Annotated in this window: 24 protein-coding genes; 12 read left to right on the plus strand and 12 right to left on the minus strand. The window is 66.3% G+C overall.

Going from position 1 to position 22309, the window contains the following annotated elements; all coding sequences use genetic code 11:
• Positions 1 to 131: 131 nt before the first annotated feature.
• The 3 genes from QQK63_RS15775 to QQK63_RS15785 all read right to left on the minus strand — a co-directional run bounded on the left by QQK63_RS15775 (position 132) and on the right by QQK63_RS15785 (position 4410).
• Positions 132 to 1067: a prephenate/arogenate dehydrogenase family protein gene (locus QQK63_RS15775; protein ID WP_277826909.1), complete on the minus strand. Its 936-nt coding sequence runs from the start codon at positions 1065 to 1067 to the stop codon at positions 132 to 134.
• The gene (hisC, locus tag QQK63_RS15780) at positions 1064 to 2149 is read right to left on the minus strand and encodes a histidinol-phosphate transaminase (protein WP_277826907.1); all 1086 of its coding nucleotides are present in this window, start codon (positions 2147 to 2149) and stop codon (positions 1064 to 1066) included. Before hisC ends, QQK63_RS15775 begins: the two co-directional genes overlap by 4 nt.
• A 68-nt stretch (positions 2150 to 2217) precedes the next feature.
• Entirely contained in the window at positions 2218 to 4410 is a 2193-nt protein-coding gene (locus QQK63_RS15785) for a primosomal protein N' (RefSeq protein WP_277826905.1), read from the minus strand.
• 75 nt (positions 4411 to 4485) lie between these two features.
• Between QQK63_RS15785 and fsa the strand changes: the two genes are divergently transcribed.
• The 4 genes from fsa to QQK63_RS15805 all read left to right on the plus strand — a co-directional run bounded on the left by fsa (position 4486) and on the right by QQK63_RS15805 (position 7614).
• Positions 4486 to 5142, plus strand: coding sequence for a fructose-6-phosphate aldolase (gene fsa, locus QQK63_RS15790; RefSeq protein WP_277826903.1), 657 nt, complete (start codon positions 4486 to 4488; stop codon positions 5140 to 5142).
• A gap of 68 nt (positions 5143 to 5210) precedes the next feature.
• Positions 5211 to 5942: a DUF484 family protein gene (locus tag QQK63_RS15795; RefSeq protein WP_277826901.1), complete on the plus strand. Its 732-nt coding sequence runs from the start codon at positions 5211 to 5213 to the stop codon at positions 5940 to 5942.
• Position 5943: 1 nt separating this feature from the next.
• Positions 5944 to 6867, plus strand: a complete 924-nt coding sequence (locus tag QQK63_RS15800; RefSeq protein ID WP_277826899.1) for a tyrosine recombinase XerC — start codon at positions 5944 to 5946, stop codon at positions 6865 to 6867.
• A gap of 54 nt (positions 6868 to 6921) precedes the next feature.
• Complete coding sequence (locus QQK63_RS15805; protein ID WP_277827802.1) at positions 6922 to 7614, plus strand: CDP-alcohol phosphatidyltransferase family protein; 693 nt, start codon at positions 6922 to 6924, stop codon at positions 7612 to 7614.
• Here QQK63_RS15805 and QQK63_RS15810 read toward each other — a convergent pair.
• The 3 genes from QQK63_RS15810 to QQK63_RS15820 all read right to left on the minus strand — a co-directional run bounded on the left by QQK63_RS15810 (position 7611) and on the right by QQK63_RS15820 (position 10162).
• Entirely contained in the window at positions 7611 to 8408 is a 798-nt protein-coding gene (locus QQK63_RS15810) for an inositol monophosphatase family protein (RefSeq protein WP_277826897.1), read from the minus strand. The genes QQK63_RS15805 and QQK63_RS15810 overlap by 4 nt on opposite strands.
• 81 nt (positions 8409 to 8489) lie before the next feature.
• Complete coding sequence (locus QQK63_RS15815; protein ID WP_277826895.1) at positions 8490 to 9260, minus strand: glycerophosphodiester phosphodiesterase family protein; 771 nt, start codon at positions 9258 to 9260, stop codon at positions 8490 to 8492.
• Positions 9257 to 10162 (minus strand): LysR family transcriptional regulator, encoded by a 906-nt coding sequence (locus tag QQK63_RS15820; protein WP_277826893.1) that lies wholly within the window; start codon positions 10160 to 10162, stop codon positions 9257 to 9259. The genes QQK63_RS15815 and QQK63_RS15820 overlap by 4 nt, the downstream gene beginning before the upstream one ends.
• Before the next feature lie 93 nt (positions 10163 to 10255).
• Here QQK63_RS15820 and metF point away from each other — a divergent pair, with 93 nt between their 5' ends.
• From metF to QQK63_RS15845, 5 genes are all read left to right on the plus strand, one after another.
• Positions 10256 to 11128, plus strand: a complete 873-nt coding sequence (metF, locus tag QQK63_RS15825; protein ID WP_277826891.1) for a methylenetetrahydrofolate reductase [NAD(P)H] — start codon at positions 10256 to 10258, stop codon at positions 11126 to 11128.
• A 165-nt stretch (positions 11129 to 11293) separates the two neighbouring features.
• Positions 11294 to 12484 carry an aspartate aminotransferase family protein gene (locus QQK63_RS15830; RefSeq protein ID WP_277826889.1) on the plus strand — a complete coding sequence of 397 codons (1191 nt, stop codon included), beginning with the start codon at positions 11294 to 11296 and terminating at the stop codon, positions 12482 to 12484.
• Positions 12485 to 12566: 82 nt separating this feature from the next.
• Entirely contained in the window at positions 12567 to 13493 is a 927-nt protein-coding gene (gene argF / locus QQK63_RS15835; RefSeq protein ID WP_277826887.1) for an ornithine carbamoyltransferase, read from the plus strand.
• 10 nt (positions 13494 to 13503) lie between these two features.
• Positions 13504 to 14433, plus strand: a complete 930-nt coding sequence (locus QQK63_RS15840) for a DMT family transporter (protein WP_377134458.1) — start codon at positions 13504 to 13506, stop codon at positions 14431 to 14433.
• 123 nt (positions 14434 to 14556) lie between these two features.
• Complete coding sequence (locus QQK63_RS15845; RefSeq protein ID WP_277826886.1) at positions 14557 to 15162, plus strand: GcrA family cell cycle regulator; 606 nt, start codon at positions 14557 to 14559, stop codon at positions 15160 to 15162.
• 69 nt (positions 15163 to 15231) lie between these two features.
• On the opposite strand, the gene QQK63_RS15850 is transcribed toward QQK63_RS15845, so the two are convergent.
• Together QQK63_RS15850 and QQK63_RS15855 are read right to left on the minus strand one after the other, a co-directional pair.
• Complete coding sequence (locus tag QQK63_RS15850; RefSeq protein WP_277826884.1) at positions 15232 to 16047, minus strand: hypothetical protein; 816 nt, start codon at positions 16045 to 16047, stop codon at positions 15232 to 15234.
• Positions 16034 to 16507: an ABA4-like family protein gene (locus QQK63_RS15855; RefSeq protein WP_277826882.1), complete on the minus strand. Its 474-nt coding sequence runs from the start codon at positions 16505 to 16507 to the stop codon at positions 16034 to 16036. The genes QQK63_RS15850 and QQK63_RS15855 overlap by 14 nt, the downstream gene beginning before the upstream one ends.
• 103 nt (positions 16508 to 16610) lie before the next feature.
• Between QQK63_RS15855 and QQK63_RS15860 the strand changes: the two genes are divergently transcribed.
• The gene (locus QQK63_RS15860) at positions 16611 to 17219 is read left to right on the plus strand and encodes a TetR/AcrR family transcriptional regulator (RefSeq protein ID WP_277826880.1); all 609 of its coding nucleotides are present in this window, start codon (positions 16611 to 16613) and stop codon (positions 17217 to 17219) included.
• Positions 17220 to 17295: 76 nt separating this feature from the next.
• Here QQK63_RS15860 and QQK63_RS15865 read toward each other — a convergent pair whose 3' ends face one another.
• Together QQK63_RS15865 and QQK63_RS15870 are read right to left on the minus strand one after the other, a co-directional pair.
• Positions 17296 to 17796, minus strand: a complete 501-nt coding sequence (locus QQK63_RS15865) for a transglycosylase SLT domain-containing protein (protein ID WP_377134463.1) — start codon at positions 17794 to 17796, stop codon at positions 17296 to 17298.
• Between the two features lie 7 nt (positions 17797 to 17803).
• Positions 17804 to 19864, minus strand: a complete 2061-nt coding sequence (locus QQK63_RS15870; RefSeq protein WP_277826878.1) for an AsmA family protein — start codon at positions 19862 to 19864, stop codon at positions 17804 to 17806.
• Between the two features lie 133 nt (positions 19865 to 19997).
• Between QQK63_RS15870 and rimO the strand changes: the two genes are divergently transcribed.
• Complete coding sequence (rimO, locus tag QQK63_RS15875) at positions 19998 to 21365, plus strand: 30S ribosomal protein S12 methylthiotransferase RimO (protein ID WP_277826876.1); 1368 nt, start codon at positions 19998 to 20000, stop codon at positions 21363 to 21365.
• Positions 21366 to 21397: 32 nt separating this feature from the next.
• Complete coding sequence (gene cutA / locus QQK63_RS15880) at positions 21398 to 21703, plus strand: divalent-cation tolerance protein CutA (protein ID WP_277826874.1); 306 nt, start codon at positions 21398 to 21400, stop codon at positions 21701 to 21703.
• Here the strand turns inward: cutA and QQK63_RS15885 are convergent, their stop codons facing one another.
• Complete coding sequence (locus QQK63_RS15885) at positions 21704 to 21988, minus strand: DUF6455 family protein (RefSeq protein WP_277826872.1); 285 nt, start codon at positions 21986 to 21988, stop codon at positions 21704 to 21706. It lies immediately after the preceding gene.
• A 21-nt stretch (positions 21989 to 22009) separates the two neighbouring features.
• Positions 22010 to 22264, minus strand: coding sequence for a DUF6455 family protein (locus tag QQK63_RS15890; RefSeq protein WP_277826869.1), 255 nt, complete (start codon positions 22262 to 22264; stop codon positions 22010 to 22012).
• Between the last annotated feature and the right edge of the window lie 45 nt (positions 22265 to 22309).

The following is a 22309-nucleotide window of genomic DNA, read 5'->3' on the forward strand; positions in this document are numbered from 1 at the left end:
GGACGCGGGGACTGCCGCCTGCGCGCCCGGTCGGACCAATGGCCGGGGGGATCGGTCCGGGGCCTGGGCCAGCGCCGCCCCGCCCAGCGCCAGCGACAGGAGCGCGGCGAGATATGGCGCACCGCGCCCTTTCACGCGCCGGACACCTCGCGTTTCGCCTTGGACCGGCCGAAATCTGGGGCGTCGGTATCTTGTCCCGCCTCGATGATCCCGCGGCGGATGGCGCGGGTGCGGGTAAAATAGGCATGCAGGTGGTCGCCGTCGCCGCGCCGGATGGCGCGTTGGAGCGCGAAAAGCTCTTCGGTGAAGCGGCCGAGGATTTCCAGCGTGGCATCCTTGTTGGTCAGGAACACGTCGCGCCACATGGTCGGATCGCTGGCGGCAATCCGGGTGAAGTCACGGAAACCCGCGGCGGAATACTTGATCACCTCGCTGTCGGTGACGCGGCGCAGGTCATCGGCCACGCCGACCATCGTGTAGGCGATCAGGTGCGGCGTGTGGCTGGTGACGGCCAGCACGAGATCGTGGTGGTCGGCGTCCATCTCCTCGACCTTGGCACCGCAGCCTTCCCACAGCGCGCGGAGCCGGGCGATGGCTTGCGCATCGGTGCCCGGTTCGGGGGTGAGCAGGACATAGCGGTTGTCGAACAGCTCCGCGAAACCGGACCGAGGCCCGGAATGTTCGGTGCCGGCCAAGGGATGGCCGGGGACGAAATGGACACCCTCCGGGATATGGGGCCCGACCTGGGCAATGACATCGCGCTTGACCGAACCGACATCGGTGACGGTCGCGCCGGGGGCGAGATGGGGTGCGATCTCGGCCATGACGACGCCCATCGCACCGGGCGGTACGCAGAGAACGACCAGATCGGCACCCGCGACAGCCTCGGCCGCCGTATCGGTCACGCGGTCGCACAGCGCGATCTCACGGGCGATGGCACGGGTTTCGGCCGAGCGCGCGGTACCCGTGATTTCGCCTGCCAGATGGCCGCGCCGCATGGCATGGGCCATCGAGCCCGCGATCAGGCCCAGACCGATCAGCGCCACGCGGGTGTAGATCACGCTCATGCCGCACCCTTGAAGCTTGCCAGCGCGTCGAGCACGCGGGAATTGTCGTCCGGCTTGCCCACGGTGATGCGCAAGGCCTGCGGGAAGCCGTAGTTTTTCGGGTGGCGCACAATGATGCCCGCCCGCTTGAGATGGGCGTCGGCGGCCAGCGCCTCGGCCTCGTCCGCGAAGCGGGCAAGGACGAAATTGGCGAAACTCTCGTCGCAGCCGATGCCAAGCTGGCGCAGGCCGCCGATGAGGCGGGCGCGTTCGGCGGCGTTGACGCGCAGGCATTCGGCCACCCAATCCAGATCGCGCACCGCAGCCTCCGCCCCGGCCAGCGCCACGCCCGACAGGTTGAAAGGGCCTCGGATGCGGTTGAGGACATCCACGATCTCGCGCGGGGCGTAGCCATAGCCGACGCGCAGGCCGCCAAGCCCATAGGCCTTGGAGAAGGTGCGCATCATCACGACATTCTCGCGGGCGACGACCAGCGCCTTGCCGCCATCATAGCCTTCGGCGAATTCCGCATAGGCCCCGTCGAGGACAAGGATGCAGGTTTCGGGCAGGCCATCGGCCAGCCGCGTCAGTGCCTCGATCGGCAGGAAGGTCGCCGTGGGGTTGGCCGGGTTGGCGATGAAGACAAGCCGCGTGTCGGCATTGGCCCGGGCAAGGATCGCATCCACATCGACGACGCGGTCGCGTTCGGGCACCTCGACCGGCGTGGCCCCTGCGGCCAGCGCGCTGATGCGGTACATGGCGAACCCATGTTCGGTATGCATCACCTCAAGCCCCGGCCCGGCATAGGCTTGGCAGAGGAAATGGATGATCTCGTCCGAGCCCACGCCGCAGACGATGCGGTCGGGGTCTAGCCCATGCACCTGCCCGATCGCTGCGCGCAGGCCCGCGTGATCGGTGGACGGGTAGCGGTGGCTTTCGCCCAGCGCCCGCGCCATCGCCGCCACGGCGGCAGGCGACGGCCCGAACGGGTTCTCGTTCGAGCTGAGTTTCAGCGGTTCGGCATGGCCCGGCAGCGCGGATTGCCCGCCCTGATAGAGCGCGATGTCCAGAATGCCGGGTTGCGGGCAGATCGGGGCGGTCATGGGATGCACCGGTGAATTGGGCGTGGTCGGGTTTCTCTAACGGGCTTCAAGCCCCAAGAAAACCGCTATCAGTAGAAGCTTTGCGGGTCGATATCGACCGATAGCCGCAGGCGGGCAGAGAGCTTGATGGGCGAAATCCAGCGCGCGATGGCCGATTGAAGCGCAGCACCCTTGGGGGCCTTGACCAGAAGCCGCACGCGGTGACGCCCCCGGACGCGGGCGATGGGCGCGGGCGCGGGGCCATAGACCATGCCGCCGATGTCGCGGATCGGGCCATCGTTGCGCGCCAGCCGCGTGCCGAGATCAAAGGCCGCCGCCGCATCCTCGGCCGAGATGATGATACCCGCCAGACGCCCGTAGGGCGGCATCCCTGCGGCCTCACGCTCGGCGGCCTCGGCGCGCCAGAAGCCTTCTTCATCGCCACTCAGGATCGCGCGGATCACCGGGTGTTCGGGCTGAAAGGTCTGCAACAGCGCCGTGCCCGGCGCCTCGGCCCGGCCTGCGCGGCCCGAGACCTGCCGCATGAGTTGAAAGGTGCGTTCGGCCGCGCGCAGATCCGAGCCTTGCAGACCGAGATCCGCGTCGATGACCCCCACCAGCGTCAGCCGGGGGAAATTGTGCCCCTTGGCCACCAGTTGCGTGCCGATGATGATGTCGGTCTCGCCCGATGCGATCTCCTCGATCTGGGCCTTGAGCGCGCGGGCCGAGCCGAACAGGTCGGAGGACAGGATCGCGAGGCGCGCATCGGGGAAAACCCGCGCCGCTTCCTCTGCGATGCGTTCGACGCCGGGGCCGACGGCGGCCATCTTGCCCGTCACGCCGCAAGCGGGGCAGGTTTCGGGCAGCGGTTTCGTCTCGCCGCATTGGTGGCAGACAAGTCGTTTCTGGAACCGGTGTTCCACCATCCGCGCATCGCAGTGATCGCAGCCCACCTGCGCGCCGCAGGCGCGGCAGAGCGTAACCGGCGCATAGCCACGGCGGTTGAGGAAGAGAAGCGATTGCTCGCCCGCCTGCAACCGCTTGCCGACCTCCGATTGCAGGCTGGGCGAAATCCACGCCTGCCCCGGCAGATCCTCGGCGCGCATGTCGATCGCGCGCATCGTGGGCAGAACGGCGGTGCCGAAGCGCGCTTTCAGGTCAAGGCGCGCGTATTTCCCCGCCTCTGCATTGGCCCATGTTTCGAGCGAGGGCGTGGCCGAGGCCAGCACCACCTGCGCCTCGGTCAGGGAGGCGCGCAGGACGGCCATGTCGCGGGCGTTGTAGAGCGCGCCCTCCTCCTGCTTGTAGGAGGTGTCATGTTCTTCGTCGACGACGATCAGGCCCAGATCGCGGAAGGGCAAAAACAGCGCCGAGCGTGCGCCGACGACCAGTTGCGCGCCACCCTGCCCCACCATCCGCCACGCCCGACGGCGTTCGGTCATCGTGACGCCGGAATGCCATTCGGCAGGTTTCGCGCCGAAGCGTTCCTGAACCCGCGTGAGGAATTCGCTGGTCAGCGCGATTTCAGGCAGAAGAACAAGCGCCTGCCGCCCCTGCCTGAGACATTCAGCGACCGCTTCAAGATAGACCTCCGTCTTGCCCGAGCCGGTTACACCCTTGAGAAGCGTGGTGGCGTAGCGGCCGCTTCGGATACCCGTGCGCAGCCCGTCGGCCGCCGCCGCCTGATCTTCGGTCAGCGGTTTGCCGGGCAGATCGGGGTCGAGCGGCAGGAAGGGCGTGTCGCGGGGGGTATCGACCTCTTCCACGGCACCTTGGGCCGCCAGCCCCTTGACCACCGACGGAGTGACGCCTGCCAGATCGGCCAGTTCCTTGAGCGTGAAACCGAGGCCCCCGTATTCGACCAGCGCGGCGATGACGCGGGCGCGGGCATCGGTCATGCGATCGGGCGTGGTCTGGCCAAGGCGGTAGATCTTGCGCATGGAGGGCGGGTCGGACAGGCCGGGCGCGCGGGTGGCCAGCCGCAGCATCTGCGACAGCGGCGTCAGCGTGTAGGCCCCTGCCTTTTCAAGGAAAACACGCAATTCCTCGCGCATGGGGGCTGCGTCGAGGACCCGGCTGGCGGCGCGCACCTTGGCAAGGTCGTAGTCGCCTTGGCCCGGCCCCCAGACGACGCCGAGCACCCGGCGCGGCCCGAGCGGCACCTCGACGAAGGCCCCCAGCCAACAGCCGCCGTCGGGCGCGCGGTAATCCAGCACCCGGTCGATCGGTTCGGGCGTCAGCACGCCGATCAGCGCGCCCTCCTCGAAATAGCTGTCACTCATGCCTTCACGCCCGGGGGTCACTGCGTTAGAAGGCGGCCAACTCACCATGACCCAAGGCTGAAAGGAAGGCCCGCGATGAAATTCTTTGTGGATACCGCCGATGTCGACGCAATCCGGGAACTCAATGACCTTGGCATGGTCGATGGTGTCACCACGAACCCGTCGTTGATCGCCAAATCGGGCCGCGACATCAAGGAAGTCACGGCCGAGATCTGCGCCATGATCCCGGGCCGCCCGGTTTCGGCAGAAACGGTCGCGTTGGATGCCGAGGGCATGATCGCCGAGGGGCGGGAACTGGCCAAGATCGCCGACAACATCACGATCAAGGTCCCGCTGACCTGGGACGGGCTGAAGGCGTGCAAGGTGCTGACCGACGAGGGCCGGATGGTCAATGTCACGCTCTGCTTCTCGGCCAACCAGGCGCTTCTGGCGGCCAAGGCCGGGGCGACCTTCATTTCGCCCTTTGTCGGGCGCTTGGACGATCTCAACCTTGACGGCATGGAATTGATCGCGGAAATCCGCCAGATCTACGACAATTACGATTTCTCCACAGAGATCCTCACAGCCTCGGTCCGGACGGCCAATCACATGAAACAGGCCGCGCTGATCGGGGCGGATGTCGCCACCGCACCGCCCGCCGTGATCAAGGCGATGGCCGCCCATGTGCTGACCGACAAGGGGCTCGACGGGTTCCTCAAGGATTGGGCCAAGACGGGCCAGACCATCCTTTGACTTTCTTGGCCCGCGATCTTGCTGTACGATCGCGGGCAATGAACAAGAAAACCCGAGGGGCAGTATCCGTGAGCAGCGTGGAACCCGAGCATCTGTCGAGGTATGCCGACGACGATTGGCGCGACCGTATCATCGCGGACCCGGACCTTGTGCTGGATGACCGCGACCTGATGCGGGCGCTGATCGCAGCCAATGATCGGCAGATGGGCGGCAATATCGTCGACATGCGCGGGATCGCGATGGAGCGGCTCGAAAGCCGATTGGACCGGCTGGAGGACACCCACCGCTCGGTCATCGCTGCCGCCTATGAAAACCTTGCCGGTACGAACCAGCTGCATCGTGCGATCCTGTCGCTGCTGGACCAAGGCGATTTCACGGCCTTCCTCAAGACTTTGGCGACCGATGTTGCCGCCACGCTCCGGGTCGACCGGGTGCGGCTGGTGCTGGAAAGCGCCGAGGCCACGGCCACTGCAGCGCCCCATGTCCAGAAGCTCGAGGATGTGCTGACCATCGTCGCGCCGGGCTTTGTCGAGGGATATGTGACGGGCGGCCGCGCCATACCGCACCGGCAGGTCACGCTGCGGCAAGTGGGCGATGGCAGTGCCGCGATTTTTGGCGCGGATGCGGCTTGGATCAAATCCGAGGCGCTGATGATGCTGGATCTTGGCGCGGGCCGTCTACCGGCGCTGTTGGTCATGGGGTCCGAGGATCCGCACCAGTTCCGACCCAGCCAGGGCACCGATCTGTTGACCTTTTTCGCCGGTGTCTTCGAACGGTTGATGCGGCGCTGGCTGGATTGAGATGAGCCTCGCGCTCAGTCCCGCGGTCCGCGACCTGATGGCGGGCTGGCTGACAGACCTGGGCAGCCTGCGCGCGGCATCGGAGGCCACGACCGATGCCTATGTCCGCGATCTGACCGATTTCCTGACCTTTCAGGCGCAGCATCTGGGTGATGTCCCCGGTCCGGTCGCGTTGCGCGGCCTTGGCGCCTCCGACCTGCGGGCCTGGATGGCGGCACAGCGGGGGCGCGGGGTCGGGTCACGCTCCTTGGCGCGGCGGCTTTCCGCGGTCAAATCCTTTTACCGCTGGTGGGCGGAACGCGACGGGTTCGACGCCACAACCGTCCTGTCGATGCGCGCGCCGAAACACGGTCGCCGTCTGCCCCGCCCGCTGAGTGTCGAAGGCGCACGCGACATCATCGAGACCATAGGCCAGCAAGATGCCCGCGACTGGGTCGCCGCCCGTGACACGGCCATCGTGACACTGCTTTACGGCTGCGGCCTGCGCCGGTCCGAGGCGCTGGCCTTGGATGCGCGCGTCTTGCCGCTGGGCGAGGTGTTGCGCATCCGCGGCAAGGGCGGAAAGGACCGCGAGGTGCCGGTTCTGCCTGCGGCCCGCGACGCTGTGGCGCGCTACGCGGCGCTTTGCCCGCATGACCTGCAGCCCGGCACACCGGTCTTTCGCGGCATCAGGGGCGGGCCGCTCAACGGGCGGCTGGTTGCCAAGGTGATGGAACAGGCGCGGATGCAGCTGGGCTTGCCCGCCACGGCCACGCCTCATGCCATGCGCCACAGTTTCGCGACGCATCTTTTGAATGCGGGCGGCGATCTGCGCGCGATCCAGGAGTTGCTGGGCCATGCCTCGCTCTCGACGACGCAGGCCTATACGGCGGTGGATGCCGCGCGGCTTCTGGAGGTCTATGCCGCCGCCCATCCGCGCGCCTGAGGTCACAAAACCGTCACCCCCCTGTTGCCAAGCGCGCCACAACAGGCCATCAGGCTGACCATGCGCATTCGGGCCTATTCCGTTCACCTGTTCACCGCCGCCGGTGCTTCGCTTGCCATGCTGGCCCTTCTGGAGGCGGCGCAGCAGGATTGGGCGATGATGACGATCTGGCTGACCGTGGCCTTTATCGTCGACGGCATCGATGGCCCCCTCGCGCGCCGTTACAGCGTGACCGAGAATGCGCCGATCATCGACGGTGTGCTTCTGGACCTGATCATCGATTTCCTGACCTACGTGATGATCCCGGCCTATGCGCTTTACGGATCGGGGCTATTGCCGGGCTGGTCGGGGTGGCTGGTCGTGCTGCTGATCCCGTTCGGATCCGCGCTTTATTTCGCGGATACGCGGATGAAGACCGCCGACAAGTCGTTTCGCGGCTTTCCCGGCTGCTGGAACATGGTGACGCTGGCGCTGCTGGTGATCGTTCCAAACTGGGAGATCATCCTGGGCCTCGTGCTCGCGCTCAGCGTGGCGCAATTCCTGAACCTGAAATTCGTGCATCCGGTCAGGACGGCGCGCTGGCGCGTCGTGACCTTGCCCGTGGCGCTGATCTGGACCGGGGCCATCGCCTATGCGGCCTGGACCGGTTTCGCCCCTAATCCGGTGCTGACTAGCGTGGTCACCGGAACATCGCTCTACCTGCTGCTTGCGGGCATCGCACAGCAAGTGATCCCGACGCGCGCTTAAACTTCGCGCTCGCGGATCACCTTGGCGAATTGGTCGAAGATCGGTTCGGCGCCGGCGACGACATGGCCATCTTCGAGCAGGTCCTGCCCCTCGCGGATCGGTTGAACCAGCCCGCCCGCCTCGCGCACCAAAATGATGCCCGCCGCCATGTCCCAAGCGTTCAGCCCGCGTTCCCAATAGCCTTCGTAGCGGCCTGCCGCCACATAGGCGAGGTCAAGCGCCGCCGCCCCCCAGCGCCGCACACCCGCGCAGGTCGGCATAAGCCGCGCGAGATCCTGCAAGGTCGCGGGCAGGTAGCGCCCGCCGCCAAAGGGTACGCCGGTCGCAAAGACGCTTTCGATCATCTTGGTGCGGCCAGAGACGCGCAACCGCTTGCTGTCGTTCAGCCAGCAGCCTGCGCCCTTTTCGGCATAGAACATCTCGTCTTTGGCGGGGTCATAGACCACGCCCGCCACAATTTCGCCCTTGTGTTCGAGAGCGATCGACACCGCCCAATGCGGCATCCCGTGCAAGAAGTTGGTGGTACCGTCGAGCGGGTCGACGATCCAGCGCCGGGTCGGGTCAATGCCCTCGATCACGGTGCCTTCCTCGCCGAGGAAACCGTAGTTCGGGCGCGCCTCCATCAGCTCGGTCTTGAGGATTTCCTCGGCGGCGCGGTCAGCGCGGCTGACGAAATCGCCCGGACCCTTGGAGGAGACCTGAAGGTTCTCGACCTCGCGGAAATCCTTGACCAGGCTGCGCCCCGCCTTGCGGGCCGCCTTGAGCATGATGTTGAGGTTCGCGCTGCCCTGCATGTCTGGTCTCTCCGATCGGTCAGGGCGCGCGTATAAGCGCCGCGCCCCGGAATGCCAAGCGGGTTGATCCCTGCCCGCGCCTCAGGCCCCGGCCGGCCATTGCCCGCGGCGGATCAGAACTTCGCGCAGCAGGGTCGGGCGGTCCGTCATGATCGCGCCAACACCAAGATCGAGAAGGCGCTCCATCTCGGCCTCGTCATTCACGGTCCAGACCTGCACGTCGATCCCGCGCCTTGCGGCGGCCCGGATCAGGCGCGGGGTGACGACAGGAATGCCGTTGTGAGCGGGGGGCACCTGCACCAGCCCGAAATCCGGGGTCCGGATCGGCAGGCCCCAGCCCGCCAGCCAAAGCGCCAGAACGCCTGATTGCGCGGGCGACCAGCACAGGTCGGGGCCCAAAGCCGCGCGGATCGCCGCCGTTCGGGCGGGGGCAAAAGACCCGACGCAGATCCGGGACAGCGCGCCCGCGCGCCGGATCACCTCGGCCAAGGCCTCGGCCACTCGGTCGCATTTCAGTTCGAAGGTCACGCGAAGATGGGGAAATTGTGCGAGAAACGCGTCGACGCGGGGGATCGCCGCGCCGCCATGGGTGCGGACCCGCGCCAGATCGGCCCAATCCAGATCGGCAATGGCGCGCGGGTCGCCCGTCATCCGCATGAGCGTCGCGTCGTGGTGGATCACCGCCACCCCGTCGCGCGTCGCATGGACGTCGGTTTCGACATGGGTATAGCCCAGCGCGACGGCGCGCGCGAAAGCCTCCATCGTGTTCTCTTCCGCCTCAAGCGAACCGCCGCGATGGGCCACCGCCAAAGGGCGCGGATGGTCCAGAAACGGATGGCGCTGGGGCTTCATCCGCGTTGCAGCTTGGGCGGTTCGGTCCGGCACAGCCGCAGCATCTGCGCCATGAAGGGCTTGGCCGTATCCTCGGCGCGCGTGGCCCCGTAAAGCCGCCGGGTAATGCCCTTTTCGGTCAGACGCCGGGTGACGAGCGAGGGGTGTTTGGCCGTGTCGCGCACCACCCAATCGGGCAGAACCGCCACCCCGCGCCCCGAGGCGACCAAAAGAAGGATCACAGCGGACAATTCCACCTGACGGATCGATTTCGGCTCCACCCCCGCCGGGAACAGAAGCTGGCTGAACACATCGAGCCGCGCCCGGTCGACGGGATAGGTGATCAACGCCTGATCGGCGAAATCCTCGGCCTCGACAAAGGGTTTGGCCGCCAGCGGGTGATCGGCGGCGCAGACAAAGACAGGCTCGTAATCGAAGAGCGGCGTGAAATCGACACCCGCCAGCTTCTCCGGATCGGAGGAGACGACAAGATCAACTTCCTCGCGCATCAAGGCGGGCAGCGCTTCGAATTGCAGGCCCGGGCGGATGTCGACATCGATATCGGCCCAACCCACGCGAAACGCCTCCAGCACCGGCAGGAGCCAGTCGAAACAGGCGTGGCATTCGATGGCGATATGCAGCCTGCCGGACTTTCCTTTGCGCAGGCTGTCGAACTCATCTTCCAGCGCCGCGATGCGCGGCAGCACATCTTCGGCAAGGCGCAACAATTTCATCCCCGCCGCCGACAGCTTCATCGGCTTGGAGCGGCGCACGAACAATTCCAGCCCCGCCTGATCCTCCAACCCCTTGATCTGGTGGGAAAGCGCGCTTTGCGTGATGTGCAGCCGGTCGGCGGCACGCGCCAGCCCACCCTCCTCGTGGATGGCCTTGATCGTGCGCAGGTGGCGAAACTCAAGATGCATGTGAAACTCATATTGATCTTGAAGATTATGAATTTGTCGCAAGGCATAGTCTATGCGACATCCGATGGCGACACATCAAGGATCAGAATCGCCATGTCCGTCGCTGCGCCCCGCGTTTCCTTCGAATTCTTCCCGCCCAAGTCGCTGGAGGCCTCTTTCCGGCTGTGGGATACGCTGAACGTCCTGTCGCCCTTGGCCCCGACCTTCGTGTCTGTGACCTATGGCGCGGGCGGCACGACGCGGGCCCTGACCCATGACGCGGTCAAGACGATCCATGCCAATTACGGGGTCGAAGTCGCGGCGCATCTGACCTGCGTGGACGCGACGCGCCAAGAAACGCTCGAGATCGCGGAAAGCTATGCCGCCGCCGGCGTGACCCAGATCGTGGCGCTCCGCGGCGACCCGCCGAAAGGTCAGGGCCGCTTCACCCCCCATGCCGAGGGTTTCGCCAATTCCATCGAATTGATCGAGGCGCTGGCCAAGACCGGCAAGTTCCACCTGCGCGTCGGCGCCTATCCCGACCCGCATCCCGAAGCGCAATCGATGCAGGATTGCGTCGATTTCCTGAAGCGCAAGATCGACGCCGGCGCCTCCTCGGCCATCACGCAGTTCTTCTTCGAGGCCGAAACCTTCTTCCGCTTCCGCGATGCCTGCGCAGCCTCTGGGATCCATGCCCCCATCATCCCCGGCATCTTGCCGATCAATTCGTGGAAGGGCGTGCGCAAATTCGCCGAAATGTGCGGCACGCCGATCCCCGCATGGCTCGACGAAGCCTTCGACAAGGCGGGCCGCGACGGGCGTGAACAGCTTCTGGCCACCGCGCTTGCGACCGAGCTTTGCAGCGACCTGATCGCGGGCGGGGTGGAGGATCTGCATTTCTACACGCTCAACGCCCCCGACCTGACCCGCGATGTCTGCGCGGCGCTGGGTGTGACCCCCAAGGTCGCGCTCTCCGAGGTGGCGTGAAGAGGGGGCTCTGCCCCTGCCCCCTTGGGGCTCCCCCGGGATATTTTTGAAACAGAGAAGCTGGCCTCCATCACGTTGCCCACTTGACCCCATCAGCTTCCGTCAATTGACTTGGGCCATTCCCTGCGCAATGCAGGGCCTTTCAGTCCAGTCATGGAGACGGAGATGATCTCGCCTGTCCTGCCCAGCTACAACCGCGCCAAACTGTCCTTCGTGAAGGGCGAAGGCTCGTGGATGGTGGAGGCCGATGGGCGACGTTTCCTCGATTTCGCCTCCGGCATCGCGGTCATGTCCTTGGGCCACGGGCATCCGGCACTGGTCAAGGCGCTGACCGATCAGGCGAACGCGCTCTGGCACACGTCGAACCTCTATGTCGTTCCACAACAGCAGGCGCTGGCCGAACGGCTGGTGGAGCACACTTTTGCCGACACCGTCTTTTTCTGCAATTCGGGGACCGAGGCGACGGAACTGGCCGTCAAGATGACGCGCAAATACTGGGCCGACAGCGACACGCCCGAGCGCACCACGATCCTGACCTTCGAGGGCGCGTTCCACGGCCGCTCGATCGCCGCGATTTCGGCGGCGGGATCGGAAAAGCTGACCAAGGGCTTTGGTCCGCTCCTGCCAGGTTTCCGGCAATTGCCCTTCGGCGATCACGACGCGCTCCGCGAGGCGGCCGCCGCCCCCGATGTCGGCGCGATCATGGTCGAACCGCTTCAGGGCGAGGGCGGCATCCGCACCCTGCCCGATGCCTGCCTCAAGGGCCTGCGCGATCTCTGCGATGCACATGGGCTGCTCCTGATCTTTGACGAAATCCAGTGCGGCGTGGGTCGCACCGGGCGCCTGTTCGCGCATGAATGGGCGGGGATTGCCCCCGACATCATGATGGTCGCCAAGGGGATCGGCGGCGGCTACCCTCTCGGCGCCCTGCTTGCGACCGAAAAGGCCGCGCGCGGCATGACGGCGGGCACCCATGGCTCGACCTATGGCGGCAATCCCCTTGGCTGCGCGGTGGGCGTCGCGGTGATGGACGAAATCACGAAACCCGGCTTCCTCGAGGAGGTGCGCCAGAAAGCGGGCTTCCTGCGCCAGAAGCTCGAAGGGCTCGTCGCCGCCCATCCCGATGTCTTCGAAAGCGTGCGGGGGTCCGGCCTGATGCTTGGCCTCAAATGCCGCGCGGCCAATACCGATGTCGTCGCCGCAGGCTATGACGCGCAGGTTCTGACCGTACCGGCCGCCGACAACGTGCTGCGCATCCTGCCCGCGCTCACCATCACCGAAGACGAGATCGCCGCAGGCATCGACCGGCTCGATGCCGCCGCCAGCGCCGTCAGCCGAAAGATCGCGGCCGCCTGATCCTTTCTTCGTTTCACAAATATCCCGGGGGGTCCGGGGGGCTGGCCCCCCGGCGCCCGCCGCCAGCCGAAAGGCACCGCCGATGACCCATTTCCTCGACATCAACAAGACAGCGCCTGCCGAATTGCGCGCCATGATCGACCAGGCCGCCGCGATGAAATCCGCGCGCGCGGGCAGGCCGAAGGGCGCGCCTGACGACGACCAGCCGCTTGCCGGTCGCATGGTCGCGCTGATCTTCGAGAAACCATCGACCCGCACGCGCGTCAGCTTCGACATGGGTGTGCGGCAGATGGGCGGGCAGACCATGGTCCTCACCGGCTCCGAGATGCAGCTCGGCCATGGCGAGACCATCGCCGACACCGCCCGCGTGCTCTCGCGCTATGTCGACATGATCATGCTGCGCACCTACGAGGAGGACGTGCTGCTGGAAATGGCAGATCACGCGAGCGTTCCGGTGATCAACGGCCTGACCAACCGCACCCATCCCTGCCAGATCATGGCCGATATCCTGACCTACGAGGAACACCGCGGCCCCATCGCGGGCAAAAAGGTCGTGTGGTGCGGTGACGGCAACAATGTCTTTGCCAGTTTCGCCCATGCCGCTGGGCAATTCGGCTTTGATCTGACTTTTGCGGGGCCCGAGCCGCTGGATCCCGAGCGCGTTTTCCTCGAGGAGGCGCGCGCCAAGGGGGCCAATGTCGAGATCATCCGCGATCCGGTCCGCGCGGTCGAAGGTGCCGATCTCGTCGTCACCGATACCTGGGTGTCGATGCATGACAGCCAGACCACCCGCGAACGCCGCCACAACCAGTTGCGCCCCTACCAGGTGAACGAGGCGCTGATGAAACATGCCAAGCCCGACGCGCTCTTCATGCATTGCCTGCCCGCGCATCGGAACGAAGAGGTGACCGATGCCGTCATGGACGGCCCGCAATCGGTCGTCTTCGACGAGGCGGAAAACCGGCTCCACGCGCAAAAGGCCGTGATGCGTTGGTGTCTCGGGGTCTGACAGGGGCGCGATGACCAACCTCACCCCCCAGGGGCCGATCCCGCCCGGCGCCCTGCCCCCGCCCGGTGCCGCGGCGCCCGGTCGCGCCGTGACCCTGATGATCTGCGCCACGGCTCTGCTGGCCGGAACCACGCTGATCGCCAAGGCGTTGGGAACCGGTGCCCTTGGTCCTGCGCTTCACCCGATGCAGGTCAGTTTCGGGCGGTTCCTGTTTGCCTGGATCGTGATCGTGACGACACTTGCCGTGCTGCGCCCACGCCTGACGCGCCCCGATCTGCGCGGCCATGCCGCCCGCACGCTTTGCGGCTGGTCGGGGGTGACGCTGATGTTCGCCGCCGCCGCCGCGATCCCGTTGTCGGATGCGATCGCAATCTCCTTCCTGAACCCGGTTTTCGCCATGCTGCTGGCCATTCCCCTTTTGGGTGAAAAGGTCGGGCCATGGCGCTGGCTGGCCGCGGCGATCGCGATCACGGGTGCGATGATCCTGATCCGGCCCGGCGGCACGGCGATGCAGGCTGGCGCGCTTTTGGCTTTGGGGGCGGCGCTGGCGCTGGGTCTGGAACTGATCTTCATGAAACGGCTTTCGGGACGAGAGCGGCCGCTCCAGATCCTTGTCGTGAACAATTCGATGGGTTTGGCCATAGCCACCTGCGCGGTCGTCTGGGTCTGGCAACCGCCCACCGCGGCGCAATGGGCGGGAATGGTCGGCATCGGCGTGATCATGGCCTGCGCGCAGGGGTTTTTCATCACCGCGCTGGCCCGCGCCGACGCCAGTTTCATCACGCCTTTCTCCTATCTCACGCTGGTCTTTGCCGCGCTCTACGATGCGGCGCTCTTTGGCGTGATCCCCACAGCGTTCAGCCTTGGCGGAGCGGCGACGATCATCGCGGGGGCGGCCCTCCTCGCTTGGCGCGAGGCATTGCACCGGCGCAGGGCCTGATACGCCGCCAACCCTTGCACCACGCCCCCACGCCTATAGAATGGGGCTTCAATTCCGGGCCGAAAGCCGCCATATGGCTGGGTCTTGGGCGGGCCGCGATGGCCGACAAAGCAGGAGACGGGCATGTCCTGGACCGACGAACGGGTCGAGTTGCTGAAAAAGATGTGGACCGAGGGTCAATCGGCCAGCCAGATCGCCAAGGAGCTTGGCGGTGTGACGCGCAATGCCGTGATCGGCAAGGTGCATCGGCTTGGCCTGTCGAACCGCGCAGGCGGCGGCACGCAAGCCGCAAGTCCCGGCAAGCCCGAAGCGGCGCCCGAACCCGAGGTTGCAGCAGCCCCCAAGCCGCGCAAACCCGAACCGCGCGCTGTTCCCGCCGATCTCGACCCGCCCGAAACGGTCGCAGAACCCGAACCTGCGCCGCGTCCGTCGAATGTCACGCCGTTGCGCAAACCCATCGTGCCTGCGGGCCAACCCCTGCCGCCACAGCCCTCGGCCAATGAAATCAGCCCCGAAGCGCTGGCCAAGGTGCAGGAGGTCGAGAAATCGGCCAAGCGCATCAGCCTGATGGAACTGACCGAGCGGACCTGCAAATGGCCCATCGGCGACCCCGCGACCGAGGATTTCTATTTCTGCGGCCTGCCCGTGCAACAGGGTAAACCCTATTGCGAGGCGCATGTCGGCGTGGCCTTCCAACCGATGTCGAGCCGCCGCGACCGGCGGCGCTGACCGCCCGCAGGAGACCAGACGAAAGCCCCGGCCAGATCGACCGGGGCTTTTCATTATCCGGGGGGCGGCTCACCCCAAGGGCAGGAATGGCAGCCCCATCAGCGCCTGCACGAACAGCGCCAGCGTCAGCACCGCGTAGACCGCCGCCCCGATGCGCACCCCGCGCAGCACACCAGCGCCCCCGCGCCGGTCCAGCCACAGACCCAGAAGCGGCAGAACCTGCATCGCGTGGATCGCGGCGAAATGCGCCGGACGCAGATCACCCGTCACCCCCGACCAGCCCAGCAGCGGCAGGGTCGGCGCACCCTCGGGGTGCAGGCCCACAAAAGGCCCGCCCGTGCTGCTGAGGTATCCCGCCACGATGAAGGTCAGCACGAAGGTGCTGGCGAACCCGAGCCACACACCTTCGCGCAGGCCAACGCCCATTGCCGCCGCGCCATCGCGCCGGGCGACCCAGCCCATGACCGCGACGCCTGCGATCAGCGATACGGCACCCACCCCCATCACCGTGTACATCGTCTCGTGAAACGGGGTCGACAGGTTGAAATGCGACGCCTCGGCCCTTGCGGCCTGGTAGATCATGTAGGCCATCTCGACCAGGTAGGCCGCCGCCATCACCATGGCCGTCGTCCGCAACATCCGGCCCTCGCGCCATGCCGGCGACAGCCGCGCCTCAACCAGCGCCATGGTCCAGAACAGCACGAGAAAGCTCAGCGCGAATTTCATCGGCTTCAGCCAGACCGGAACGCCGCCGATCTGGCGCGCATCGACAAATCCCCAGGCGATGGTCAGGCCCAACAAGATCGCGGAAATCACCGTGAGGACGTGGAATTGCGACGGCTTCATGGCCGGCGTTGCGCGGACATCGGTTTCAAGAAACGACATGGCCAGTTCCCTCGATGGCGTGGGTATGGGTCGGGGCGACAACCGGGCGGGCCCGCAGACCCAGTTCGGTCAGCGCGGCCAGAAGGAAGCCGAGCGGGCCGAGCATGAAAATCGGGATCAGGATCGCCGCCTGCACGACGCGGCCCACGCCCACCCTGTCCATGCGCGCGGCCATCACCGCCCCGACGAAGAGATCGAAGGCCAGGTAATGCACCCAACCCGCCAAGAGCGCCCAGTCATCCGACAATAGCGTCGCAACCGAGGCGAGGCTGTCGAACCCGCCGCCCATGCCGGAAAACCGGCTGAGGACAATCAGGCCATAGACGCCCGATAGCCCTAGGGGGATCACCCAGAGCGGGATCGCGTTAAGCCCGGGATATCCCCGCGGGCCGAGGATCAGCAGGCCCCAGCCCGCCATCGCCGTCGTGCTGGCGAGGGAAAAGAGGTCTTCTGGTGTCATCGCCATATCTCCATTGTAAATTTCCACTGGTTACATAGGAAGCGCTCCGCCTTGCAAAGTCCAGCGCAAAAATTTACATTGGAAATATGAAGGGGTTAAATACTTGTCAGTAAATCGAAAAAACTATCATCACGGCGACCTGAAGCCGGCGCTGATCGCGGCCGGGCTCGACCTGCTGGAAGAGACGGGGCTCGAGTCCCTGTCGCTGCGCGCCATCGCCGCGCGCGTGGGCGTCAGCCATACGGCGCCCAAGAATCACTTCGACGGCCTGCGCGGCCTTCTGACCGCCATCGCGGCCGAGGGGTTTCGCCGCCATGCCGCCGAGATGCGACACGGCGTCGAGGATCACCCCCCCGGCAAGCCGCGCCTTCAGGCGGCTTGCGACGGCTATCTGCGTTTTGCCTTGGCCCATCCCGAATTGTTCAGGCTGATGTTCTCGAAGACCCTGTGCAACCATGACGACCCCGCGCTTCGGGCCGCTGCCTCGGGCAGCTATGAAGTGTTGCGCGGCATCGCCGCCGGTCTCGACTGGGACAAGGCCGATGCGCCCGGCGCGCCGCAGCGGACGGAATGGATGCTCTGGAGCATTGTCCACGGCTACGCGATGCTCCTGATCGAAGGGCAGATCCCCCGCGCCCCCGACGGCAGCGCACCTTTCCCGGCCTCCGGTGTCGTGCCCGATTTCGGTTATCGCGCTGATCTTGCAGAATGACACGGCACGAAGCACCCATAGCAGGCGTGCTGTTGTTGTCCCGTATCGGGAGGAATAGACTGAACGCGGTCGCGTCTCAGCGGCAGTGCCGGGCGATCTCGCGGTCGTTCAGGCCCGTCTCGACCAGCAGGCAGCGGTCGCGCGCTTCGAAGTAATAGCCGCGGGCATACCACATCACCGCCTCGTCGATATCGCCATCCGACACCAGCCACGCGCCGCGCAGGTAACGGCCCGCATAGGTCAGGTTCACCTCCGGATCGAGCAACCGTTCGGGCGGCCCCTCGAAGCCCATCGTGCCGGCGGTCTGGGGCAAGATCTGCATCAACCCGTAATAAGGCCCGTTGCGCGCATCGGCCCGGTAGTCGCTTTCGCGCTGGATCACGCGATGCAGCAACGGCTCCGGAATGTCATGGATTTGTGCGTAGCGCTGTACCAGCGCGCGCATCTGCGGTGTCTCGCCGGGATAAAGATCGGCCGATACAGCGCCGTCACCGGCGCCGTCGCGCCCGGCCCCGCAGGCCGCCACCGCCAGCACGGCCAGAACCGCCGCAAGACCCCTCGCACCCCACATCGTCATTCCCCTGTCAGTCGCGTCCCAGAAGACGCCGGAGTTGCTGCTCCGCCTCTTCGCGCAGGCGGCGTTCCAATTCGTCACGCGCGGCGTCTTCGGTGGTCGTGGCATCGAACTGGGTGCCCAAAGCTTCGTTGATGCGGTTGCGCGCCTCTTCCTCCAACCGCGCGGCCTCGGCGTCAAGACGGGCGCGCGCCTCGGCTTCAAGCCGGGCGGCCTCTTCGGCAAGTTCTTGCTCTGCCAGAAATTCAAGATCTGGCCGGATGCTGGGATCGGCCCAAGAGCCGGTGATCAGGATCGGCACCCGGATCGCCGCGCCGCCCTCGCCACGCGAAAGACCCGGTGTGAGGCGATAATCCAGCGTCTGTGCCCCGATGTTCACGCGGCCCGCACCGGTCACCTCGCCCCAGGGCGCATCCAGCCGCAGATCGTCATTTTCCATGACGCCGCCCGAAAAGGTCATATTGGCGGAGACGCTGTCATAAACCGTGCGCGCGCCCTCGCCCCGGAAGGACGGGTCGAAATTGCGGATCATCCCGGCAAGATCGAGACCCCGGATCGCCCCGGTGCCCAGCGCGAAATCGCCCTCACCCTCAAGGCTCGACATCAGCGTGGCCATGTCGTTGCCAACGCCCAGAACCTGCAGGCTGAGGCTGCCGCGCCCGTCGAGACGGTCATAATCCGCAAGATCGGTGAACAATGGATTGAGATCGACATCGGCAAGGATCACGTCGCTGCGCACCGACAATCCACCACGGCCATTGACCACGAATTGCCCGGCCAAGACGCCGCCGTAGGTGCCGATACGGTCGATGTCGAGGACAAGCCGCCCGTTGTCGAGCCCCGCCCGCAGCCGCGCCGGGCCCAACGTGACCCCTGCACCTTCGATCCGTTCTACGGCCAGCGCGAGTTCTGCATCGACGGCGAAAAGTCCGGATACGTCGATCGGAGCGCGCGACCAACCCGACGTCGCGGGCGCTGCCGCGCCGCCCCCGCCACCGCCCGATGCGCCGCCACTCGCGGCCTGCGCCGGGGCCGCGCCACCGCTCTCGGGCAGGATCAGCCGGGCGCCGCTGACCGTGCCCCGCACCATGGGCCGCGCGGCCCCCTGCGTCACGTCGAGTTCCAGCGCCAGCGCCGTATCGTCGAGCCCAAGCTGCGCGCCCCGAAGGTGCAAGGATCCCTCGGACGTGAGTGTCACATCGCCGGAAAACGACAGCCGGTCGCGGCCATAGCCCTGCGGCAGGTCGGGCATCGCCGCGCCGAGAATCGCGAGAAGCGGCCCCAGATCCGTCGCCTCGACCTCAAGCGCGCCGCCAAAGGACGGGTCGAGCCCGGCTTGCCCGTCAAACCGCGCGGAGCCGCCGGACCAGTCCAACGCTGCGGTGACCGCCGAAATCCTGCCTTCCGCCAGCCCACGGGGATGGCCCAGCAATGCCTCGAGCGCCAGATCGGTGCCGTTCACGGTGGCGGAGCCCGCGATCTCGGCAGCGCCTTGGGCCGGCAGGGTCAAACGCGCATCAACGCCACCGATCCGCAAACTGTCGCCGGTACCCTGATCGATATAGGTGAATCGCCCATCGGTGATCTGGGCCGCGCTGATGGCAAAGGCGCGGGCGGGCGCGGCGGTTGGTGCGTCGGAAGTCGCGACGGCGGCATCGCTGGGCGCGGTGGTGACCGGCTCTTCCACCTCGTCGAAGCTCCAGCTGACGCGTCCATCGGTGGCCCTGACCAACGTGATCTCGGGCGCGATGAGCGTGATCTGTTCGATCTGCACCTCGCCCGACAGCGCGGCGGCCCATGGCACACGCAGGCTGAGTGCCTCTGCGGCGATCAGCGGCCCCTCGCCCGCCCAATCGGGATTGCCGACGCGCAATCCCTCGGCACGGACGCCAAGATGCGGCCAAAGCGTCGGGCGCACCTCGCCCGAAAGGCGCACTTCTCGGCCCAGCGCCTGCGACAGCCGATCCGCCGCAACGGCGGCGATACGGTCGGCGGGCACCGCGAACAGGACCCCGACCATCAGGACCGCCACAAGAACAAGACCACCGATCGCCCGAAAAACCCAACGCATGACTGCCCCCCTTACGCCTCGCGTCGATCCTAACGCGAAGGGGCGGGCCTTGTGCACCCCTTTCGCATGACAAGACGGCTGGTCAGCGCTGCCCTCTTTCGCATTGGCCCGGTCCGCGCTATCTGCGCATCCCATGAGCCAGAACCCTCCCCAGCTTCGCCCCGACCTCGCCCGCGCCGAGGTGCCCGACACCACCCGCCCGGGACAGCCCCGGATCGGGATGGTCAGCCTTGGCTGTCCGAAGGCGCTGGTGGACAGCGAGCGCATCCTGACCCGGCTGCGCGCGGAGGGTTACGCGATCTCGCCCGATTACGCGGGCGCAGAGGCGGTGATCGTGAACACCTGCGGGTTTTTGGACAGCGCCAAGGTCGAAAGTCTCGAGGCGATCGGGGAAGCGCTGCGGGAAAACGGGCGGGTGATCGTCACCGGCTGCCTCGGCGCCGAGCCGGAGTACATCACCGGCGCGCATCCGTCGGTTCTGGCGGTTACGGGGCCGCATCAATACGAGCAGGTGCTGGATGCGGTCCATACCGCCGTGCCACCCGCTCCGGATCCGTTCATCGACCTCTTGCCGCCTGCGGGCGTAAAGCTGACGCCGCGCCATTACAGCTATCTCAAGATCGCGGAAGGCTGTGATCACAAGTGCAAGTTCTGCATCATCCCCGACATGCGTGGCCGCCTGCAATCGCGCCCGGTCAAAGCGGTGTTGCGCGAGGCGGAAAAACTGGTCGAGGCCGGTGTGAAGGAACTGCTGGTGATCAGCCAAGACACCAGCGCCTATGGCACCGACTGGAAGGGCCGCGAAACCAAGTTTCCGATTCTCGATCTATCCAGAGATTTATCCACACTCGGCGCGTGGGTTCGCTTGCACTATGTCTACCCTTACCCGCATGTGCGCGAGTTGATCCCCCTGATGGCGGACCCTGCGAACGGCTTGCTGCCCTATCTCGACATTCCGTTCCAGCACGCCCATCCCGACACCTTGAAACGCATGGCGCGCCCTGCCGCCGCCTCGCGCACGCTGGAGGAAATCGCGGCCTGGCGGCGCGACTGCCCTGACATCACGCTGCGGTCCACCTTCATCGTCGGCTACCCCGGCGAGACAGAGGCGGAATTCCAGACGCTGCTCGACTGGCTGGACGAAGCGCAACTCGACCGCGTGGGATGCTTCCAATACGAGAATGTCGCCGGAGCACGGTCGAACGCCCTGCCCGATCATGTCCCCGAAGAGGTCAAGCAGGATCGCTGGGACAGGTTCATGCAAAAGGCGCAGGCGATCTCCGAGGCGAAGCTGGCGGCCAAGGTCGGCCGCACCCTGACCGTTTTGGTCGATTCCGTGGACGAGGATGGCGCAACCTGCCGCACCACGGCCGATGCGCCCGAGATCGACGGGAACCTGTTCATCGACGACGGTTTCGAAGGTTTGGCCCCCGGCGACATGGTCGAGGTCGAGGTGGAAGAAGCCGGGGAATACGACCTTTGGGGCCGTATCCGCGCTTGAGACCTGTGCCCATGGCTGCGTAGACTGCGGCCATGATCCACGTCACGACCACCTGCCCCGATGCGCAAAGCGCCGAACGCCTCGCCCGCGCGGCACTGGCGGAACGCGTCGCCGCTTGCGTCAACATCGTGCCGGGCCTGCGCAGCCTCTACCATTGGGAAGGGGCAGTTGCCGAAGACGAGGAGGTGCTGGTGATCTTCAAGACCTCAGGGTCGGCGCGCGCGGCCCTTGTCGCCTTCATCGAGGCGGAGCATCCCTACGACCTTCCGGTCATCACTTGGGAAAGACTTGAGACGACGCCCGAAGCCTTGGCGTGGCTGGACCGCGAAACGGGGTGATCAGGTGGGCGCACCCGCCTGACGCACGCGGTTGAACACTTGGGCGCTTGCGCAGATGGCGGGCACCTCTGCAGCCCTGTCGTGTTGCACCGAAAGCCACCGGTCACATTCGTCGGCCCAACCGCAGCCACGGCAGCGAAGGACAACCGCAGCCCAATCGGCATGAGAGATCATGCTTTCGTCGAGCGCGCGTTGCATCGCCGCGCCGGTCTTGCGCGCCATGGAAACGGCCAGCCAGTAATGCCGGGTCTCGTCGCCCAGCAGATGGGGGATCGGATCACGCATCGCCACATTCGTTCCCCAATGTCATTCCGCCGCGAGAGCCGCGAGGATACCGCCGTTGCGGCAAAAGCCGGGGGCGGTATCGGCGGCTTGCGTCTTCGCGAGCCAATGGGCGCAGCCCTGCGGATCGGAACAACCAACGCAGGCCGACAGCATGTCGTCGCGCATCTCCGGCGGCAGGTCGCCGCGCAATTCGGCATCGTCCAGATCGGCCCCCAAGGTCCGGGCCATCCGGGTCATGAGGCGTTCGTGCTGGTCACGGGTCGTATCGGCTGGCATCGGCGGAACCTTTTGCTGCGCTGCAGGGGAAGCCCCCCATGCGGG

The sequence above is a fragment of the Roseicyclus marinus genome, assembly GCF_030163795.1.
In the GTDB taxonomy this organism is placed as follows: domain Bacteria; phylum Pseudomonadota; class Alphaproteobacteria; order Rhodobacterales; family Rhodobacteraceae; genus Roseicyclus; species Roseicyclus marinus.

Coding starts and splice junctions, on each gene's coding strand:
- QQK63_RS15800 (WP_277826899.1), top strand. CDS start 5,944: ATGAGCCTCGCGCTCAGTCCCGCGGTCCGCGACCTGATGGCGGGCTGG.
- argF (WP_277826887.1), top strand. CDS start 12,567: ATGACCCATTTCCTCGACATCAACAAGACAGCGCCTGCCGAATTGCGC.
- QQK63_RS15810 (WP_277826897.1), bottom strand. CDS start 8,408: ATGCAGGGCAGCGCGAACCTCAACATCATGCTCAAGGCGGCCCGCAAG.
- rimO (WP_277826876.1), top strand. CDS start 19,998: ATGAGCCAGAACCCTCCCCAGCTTCGCCCCGACCTCGCCCGCGCCGAG.
- QQK63_RS15845 (WP_277826886.1), top strand. CDS start 14,557: ATGTCCTGGACCGACGAACGGGTCGAGTTGCTGAAAAAGATGTGGACC.
- cutA (WP_277826874.1), top strand. CDS start 21,398: ATGATCCACGTCACGACCACCTGCCCCGATGCGCAAAGCGCCGAACGC.
- QQK63_RS15865 (WP_377134463.1), bottom strand. CDS start 17,796: ATGACGATGTGGGGTGCGAGGGGTCTTGCGGCGGTTCTGGCCGTGCTG.
- QQK63_RS15870 (WP_277826878.1), bottom strand. CDS start 19,864: ATGCGTTGGGTTTTTCGGGCGATCGGTGGTCTTGTTCTTGTGGCGGTC.
- QQK63_RS15775 (WP_277826909.1), bottom strand. CDS start 1,067: ATGAGCGTGATCTACACCCGCGTGGCGCTGATCGGTCTGGGCCTGATC.
- QQK63_RS15885 (WP_277826872.1), bottom strand. CDS start 21,988: ATGCGTGATCCGATCCCCCATCTGCTGGGCGACGAGACCCGGCATTAC.
- QQK63_RS15850 (WP_277826884.1), bottom strand. CDS start 16,047: ATGTCGTTTCTTGAAACCGATGTCCGCGCAACGCCGGCCATGAAGCCG.
- fsa (WP_277826903.1), top strand. CDS start 4,486: ATGAAATTCTTTGTGGATACCGCCGATGTCGACGCAATCCGGGAACTC.
- QQK63_RS15820 (WP_277826893.1), bottom strand. CDS start 10,162: ATGCATCTTGAGTTTCGCCACCTGCGCACGATCAAGGCCATCCACGAG.
- QQK63_RS15785 (WP_277826905.1), bottom strand. CDS start 4,410: ATGAGTGACAGCTATTTCGAGGAGGGCGCGCTGATCGGCGTGCTGACG.
- QQK63_RS15840 (WP_377134458.1), top strand. CDS start 13,504: ATGACCAACCTCACCCCCCAGGGGCCGATCCCGCCCGGCGCCCTGCCC.
- QQK63_RS15890 (WP_277826869.1), bottom strand. CDS start 22,264: ATGCCAGCCGATACGACCCGTGACCAGCACGAACGCCTCATGACCCGG.
- QQK63_RS15830 (WP_277826889.1), top strand. CDS start 11,294: ATGATCTCGCCTGTCCTGCCCAGCTACAACCGCGCCAAACTGTCCTTC.
- hisC (WP_277826907.1), bottom strand. CDS start 2,149: ATGACCGCCCCGATCTGCCCGCAACCCGGCATTCTGGACATCGCGCTC.
- metF (WP_277826891.1), top strand. CDS start 10,256: ATGTCCGTCGCTGCGCCCCGCGTTTCCTTCGAATTCTTCCCGCCCAAG.
- QQK63_RS15815 (WP_277826895.1), bottom strand. CDS start 9,260: ATGAAGCCCCAGCGCCATCCGTTTCTGGACCATCCGCGCCCTTTGGCG.
- QQK63_RS15855 (WP_277826882.1), bottom strand. CDS start 16,507: ATGACACCAGAAGACCTCTTTTCCCTCGCCAGCACGACGGCGATGGCG.